The following is a 5,315-nucleotide window of genomic DNA, read 5'->3' on the forward strand; positions in this document are numbered from 1 at the left end:
GCCGAGGCCAGCGTGCCGCCGATCATGGTGACGATGGTGACGGCGACGAAGTCCGTGCCGCCGCCGAATGCCTCGACGCTGGTCCACAGGGCCAGCGCCTGGCCGAGCGTGATCGCGCCGCAGCCGGCGACGATGACCACGAATCGCATCGGATCCTTGGCGAGGTCGGCGAGTTCGCCCAGCACTTCCTTGACCTGCGGACGCACCGAGTGATTGACCCAGCGCCGCAGCGTCGGCACGAACATGAACGCGCCGATCAGCCCCACGCCGACCCCGGCGATCAGATACAGCACGGTCGCGTCGGGCACGATGTGGGCCAGGTTGGTCGAGGTGCCCGCCACCACGCTGAACACCACGAGCAGCACCAGGTGGGTGAGCACCTGCATCGACTGCTGCATCGCCACCGCGGCGGTCGCGCGCAGGGTCGTCATGCCCGCCTTCTGCAGGAACCGCACACTCAGCGCCAACCCGCCGACACCGGCGGGGGTGGTCGTCGCCACGAAGGTGTTGGCCAGCTGCTCCACGAGCAGATAGCGCATCTTGACCAGCCCGTCCGCGCAGGCGCCGAGCGCGGCGGCGGCGCCGACATAGGTCAGCCCCGACACGGCCAATCCCGCGAGCGCCCACCACCAGTTGAGCGTGCGCAGCTGACTGAAGAACGTCGGCACCTGGCTGAAGAACGGATACGCCACATAGACGAGCGCGACCAGCAGGACGAGCTGGATGATCTGGTTGCGGGAGAACCGCGTGATCTGTTCGGACTGGATGCGGTCGTGGCCGGTCTGCCTGCGCACTTCCTCACGGGCGGTGGCCATCACTTTGGTCCACTGCGGCACCGACTTCCGGATGCCGATCGACATGGCCGATTTCGTCAGCCGCCGGGCCGCGTAGGCCACCTTGTCCTCGCCGAGTACCTCGATCGCCGCCGAGACCGCCTCGTGTTTTCCGTAGAGCGAGGTGGTGGTCACCAGCAGCTGGGCGATATCGGTCTGCCGTTGCGCCTCGGCCGCGCCGAATTCGGCGGCCGAGAAGCCGCCGAACAGGGTGTCGCCCTGGCTGACTCGCACGAAGTCGGGTTGCAGATCGCCGAGGCTGATCTGGTTCTCGTGCAGCCGCAGCAGCGACCGCCACACCCCGGGCAGCACCTGCGCGGACAACGTCGCGATCTGGGTACCGCGAGGCATGGTGTGCGCGTACAGCATCCAGCCGCGACTCAGACCGGCCACCGCCACCTGATGGCTGTCGGCCATCCCGAGGTCACCGATCGCGATGCCGAGCAGCGCGCGATGTTCCACCGCCCGGTGCATCGATCCGTGCAGCGGCGCGGTCTCACTGGTGCGGAACGTGATCCAGCGCCACACCTGCCGGATCGCGCCGAAGCTGCGCTGGTTCTTGCCGTACAGCTCGACCATGATCTCGTCTTCGGGCCCGTCGACCTCGGTGGCGAGCAACAGCGGTCCGCGCCCGGCCGGTCGATCGACCCGGAAGGCTTTCACGGTGTGGCCGCGCCCCGCGAGCACCCGGACCGCGCCGTCGAGCGGCACCTCGAGCGCGGGCGTGCCGACCACCCAGACGATCACCGCGCCGACCAGCCAGCCGACCACCAGGCCGAGCATCGCCCGCGCGGGCACCACCGAGCTGACCACCAGGTGGATCGGCGCGAACATCAACAGCAGGAACCACATCCAGCGTCGCGGCCGCACCGGCAGCCACGGGCTCGACACGGTGAGCATCGCCGCGAGCATCGCGATCCAGCGTGGATCGTCGAGGAATTGGGAGAGGAAGGTGTCGAAGCGGTCCGGGACCGGCATGTGCCATTTCGGCGTGGAGATGCCCGCCCCGGTGATCGACAAGGCCAGCACCGCGAGCAGGCCCGCCGCCCCGTACCCGAACAGGAGTTTCCATTGCCTGCGCAGGACCAGTTCGATGAAGATGGCGAACGGCAGTGCCAGGATGAGCATTCCGTAGATCAGGTAGACCATGGTCGCCTGGTCCTGGCTGAGGAAGTCCACGATCTTGGCGACCGAGCGTTCCAGCGCCAGCCATTCCGGCCGGGTGATCAGCGAGCCCGCGATCACCACGGCTACGCCGATTCCCGCCAGCACCACCCGGACGATATCGCTGGTACGACGGATCATCGGCTGCAGGAGTTTCCCCGTGACCGGGATCTCCCGACCGTCGACTCGCATGAGCCGCACGATACACACCGACACGCCGCAGACCCGCCGTGACATCACCCAATCGGCACGGCCGTTCCCGCGTGCCGTGAAGCCGATCACAGGCCGTCACGAACACTGGCGGTACCCCGTCCAGGAAGTAGGGAAACACTCACTCAGCCGGAAGGAACGATCATGCAGGTTCTGCTCGCGGGCGCCACCGGCGCCATCGGCCGCCCTCTGATCCGCGCGTTGACCGCGAACGGACATACGGTGTGGGCGCTCGTCCGGAATCCGGGTGCGCACCCGCTCGTGCGCGAGCTCGGCGCCACCCCGGTCACCGCCGATGTGCTCGACCGCGACGGCCTGTTGCGCGCCGTCGAGGGTTTGCGCGCCGAGGCCGTCATCCATCAGGCCACCGCCCTGCGCGACGCGAAGGTGCAGCGCCGGATTCCGGCCGACGATCCGACCGGGCTGCTGCGCACGGTCGGCACCGCCAACCTGCTCGACGCCGCGGCGGTGGTGGGCGCCGGTCGGTTCGTCACCCAGTCGCTGATCCTCGGCTACGGGTACCACGACCACGGTGGCCGGCTGGTCACCGAGCGCGATCAGTTCGGGGTGTACGACGGTGGGGTGGGGTGGCCGACGAGGTGGTCCGCGCGTGTGTGGCAGGCGAGAGCCAGGTCTTCGATGCGCCCGGTGTCGACGCCATCGCGTTGCGGTACGGGCTCTTCTACGGTCCCGGCGCGTTCAGTGACCTGTTCGCGGACATGATGCGCAAGCACCGCCCGGTCGGCCCGCTCGGTTCCGGCGGGGTGAATACCTGGGTCCATGTCGACGACGCGGCCGCCGCGACCGTGGCCGCACTCGAACGCGGCACACCTGGTCGCGCCTACAACATCGCCGATGACCATCCGATCACCTGGCGGGAGTTCTTCACGGAGGTCTCCCGAGCTCAGCGGACCCCACGCCCGATCCGGCTGCCCGCCTGGATGATCCGATGGGCGGTCCCCTATATCGGCGCCCTCATGTCCGACACCTCGATGCGGATCTCGAGTCAGCTCGCCCACGATGAATTGGGTTGGCGTCCGAGGTACGCCGATGTCGCCGCCGGTCTCGCGGACTGATCCTCCGGTCGGGCACCACGCCGATATCCGGCGATCAGGGTGCGGTGCGGGCGGTCACGGCGGCACGGTCGTGGCCGGGGATCACTTCGATCTCGGCGGGAAGCGCGTGCAGGCGGTGGATGGTCTCGAACGCCCGGTTGCGGTCGGCGTCGAGGAGTTCCCCGAGCAGCGGCGCTTTCTCGCGCAGGAGGTCGATCTGCAGGGTGCTCCAGACCGCGTCGCCCGCGAGCAGGACGCGGGAGCCGTCGTCGACCGCGAGCAGGATTCCGACGCTGCCGGGGGTGTGCCCCGCCAGGTCGACGATCAGCACGGATCCGTCGCCGAACAGGTCGTGACTGCGGGCGAAGGTCAGCACCGGCGGGCCGTCGAGTTCGTAGAGATCGAACGCGCGACCGCGCAGCGGCCCGCGGGCGACGCCGAGGGGGGCGTGCGAACCTGTCATGGCCCAGCTGTATTCGACGGTGGGCACCCGGATCGGAACCAGGCCGGGTAGTTCGTACAGCCCGGCGACGTGGTCCCAGTGCAGATGTGTCGGCAGCACGAAGTCGATGTCGTTGCCGGTGAGGTCGTGGGCGGCCAGTACCTCGCTCAGTCCGCGCACCGGCCTGTCGGGCCCGACCAGCAACGGCACCGGGAAGGGCAGCTCGGGCAGCACCCGCTGGTGCACGCCCGCGCAGATCGCCGGGTCGACCAGGAAGGTGGCGTCCGGGTGGCGGATCAGGAAGGTCGACATAGTCAGCGGCGTCGACCGCAGCGTCCGCACGCCCTCGGCGACGATCGTCGTCGGCGCGGACAGCTCCGCCTGGGTGAGCGCGGTCAGGGCGACGGTGTTGTGCGCGGGAGGAACAGGAGCGCACTCCAGTCCGTCGAGAAATGCGGTATCGGCGCCGCGCGGCCAGAGCAGCCGCGGCCCCGTGGTGACGACAGCGATACAGCAGGCGAGAACAGTCGATAACATCGTCGTGCGCTCACCCATACGTGCCACCGTAGGCGATCGCCCACACCGCGACCACCAGACCCGGTCGAGCCGCCGCTGTTCATCGCTAACGCCCGATTACATCCAGCGGCTAGTCGGTGCGACCCATGAGCCGATCTGTTTCGCGCCGTTCACGTTTCGTAGGCCGACCGGCACCACGCTCGCGCTGCGGCAGGGTGGCGAGGACTTCCTTCGGCGGCGGCGGGGGGCTGCGATCGATCAGGCACTGGGCGGCGACGGGCGGGCCGACGCGCTTGTGAATGATCCGCTCGACCACGACGATGCGTTCGAGGCCTGCGTGGCGGATCCTGATCTCGTCACCGGGGCGGACGGTCAGCGCCGGTTTCGCGGTAACCCCATTAACGCGCACATGCCCGGCGCGACAGGCTTCTGCCGCGGCCGAGCGTGTTTTGAACAGGCGCACCGACCAGGTCCACGCATCGACGCGGGCCTGGCTATCGGAGTGCTGGGGGGTCACCCCTTAGACGATACGGCGAGCCGTGACGACGTCGTCTGCGCTGAGGTGGGTGTAGGACACCGGGGTACCCGACTGCACGGCGTTGAGGAGCTGACCGTTGCCCGCGTAGATACCGACGTGGCCACCACCGTTGGTGATGACGATGTCACCGGCCTGCAGGTTGTCGAACGAGACGGGAGCGCCGACGTGCGACTGCTCGAAGCTGGTGCGCGGCAGTTCGACACCGGCCTGGCGGTATGCCCACTGCACGAGGCCGGAGCAGTCGAAGCTCTGCGGGCCTGCGGCACCCCAGTTGTACTGGGCGCCCAGCTTGCCGCGGGCGGCGTCGAGGGCGATATTGCCCGCCGTCTGCTGCTGCTGGAACGGGTTTTCGAACTGGACACTCGGGAGCTGCGGTGCGGCCTGGCCCTGCGGGGCGACCATCGCCTGGAGCTGCTTCTCGACCTGCTGTGCCGGCTGCTCGAGCTCTGGCGGCAGATCGAAGTTACCGAGACCGGGAATGTTGATCGTGGCGGCCTGCGAAATCGCGGGCATCGCACCGGTTGTAGCGGCCACTCGCCGCGGGCGCGGTGGTGGCC

Annotated in this window: 6 protein-coding genes; 2 read left to right on the forward strand and 4 right to left on the reverse strand. The window is 68.8% G+C overall.

Translation table 11 applies throughout. The annotated features are described in order from the left end of the window. Window positions 1-2,189: lysylphosphatidylglycerol synthase domain-containing protein (locus ACFWF3_RS22945; protein WP_379315211.1), on the reverse strand; the 2,189-nt coding region annotated here is incomplete at its 3' end. 162 nt (window positions 2,190-2,351) lie between these two features. On the opposite strand from ACFWF3_RS22945, the gene ACFWF3_RS22950 reads away from it, so the two are divergent. Both ACFWF3_RS22950 and ACFWF3_RS22955 read left to right on the forward strand, forming a co-directional pair. Beyond that, complete coding sequence (locus ACFWF3_RS22950) at window positions 2,352-2,930, forward strand: NAD-dependent epimerase/dehydratase family protein (RefSeq protein WP_379315212.1); 579 nt, start codon at window positions 2,352-2,354, stop codon at window positions 2,928-2,930. After that, entirely contained in the window at window positions 2,822-3,283 is a 462-nt protein-coding gene (locus ACFWF3_RS22955) for an NAD-dependent epimerase/dehydratase family protein (protein ID WP_379315213.1), read from the forward strand. Before ACFWF3_RS22950 ends, ACFWF3_RS22955 begins: the two co-directional genes overlap by 109 nt. Before the next feature lie 34 nt (window positions 3,284-3,317). Here ACFWF3_RS22955 and ACFWF3_RS22960 read toward each other — a convergent pair whose 3' ends face one another. From ACFWF3_RS22960 to ACFWF3_RS22970, 3 genes are all read right to left on the reverse strand, one after another. Continuing rightward, window positions 3,318-4,259 carry an MBL fold metallo-hydrolase gene (locus ACFWF3_RS22960; protein WP_379315214.1) on the reverse strand — a complete coding sequence of 314 codons (942 nt, stop codon included), beginning with the start codon at window positions 4,257-4,259 and terminating at the stop codon, window positions 3,318-3,320. Window positions 4,260-4,350: 91 nt separating this feature from the next. Beyond that, entirely contained in the window at window positions 4,351-4,737 is a 387-nt protein-coding gene (locus tag ACFWF3_RS22965) for an RNA-binding S4 domain-containing protein (RefSeq protein WP_378989287.1), read from the reverse strand. A gap of 3 nt (window positions 4,738-4,740) precedes the next feature. Further along, window positions 4,741-5,271: a C40 family peptidase gene (locus ACFWF3_RS22970; protein WP_379315215.1), complete on the reverse strand. Its 531-nt coding sequence runs from the start codon at window positions 5,269-5,271 to the stop codon at window positions 4,741-4,743. Window positions 5,272-5,315: the final 44 nt, after the last annotated feature.

The sequence above is a fragment of the Nocardia sp. NPDC060220 genome (assembly GCF_042727815.1).
Lineage (GTDB): Bacteria > Actinomycetota > Actinomycetes > Mycobacteriales > Mycobacteriaceae > Nocardia.

Coding starts and splice junctions, on each gene's coding strand:
- ACFWF3_RS22970 (WP_379315215.1), bottom strand. CDS start 5,271: ATGCCCGCGATTTCGCAGGCCGCCACGATCAACATTCCCGGTCTCGGT.
- ACFWF3_RS22950 (WP_379315212.1), top strand. CDS start 2,352: ATGCAGGTTCTGCTCGCGGGCGCCACCGGCGCCATCGGCCGCCCTCTG.
- ACFWF3_RS22960 (WP_379315214.1), bottom strand. CDS start 4,259: ATGGGTGAGCGCACGACGATGTTATCGACTGTTCTCGCCTGCTGTATC.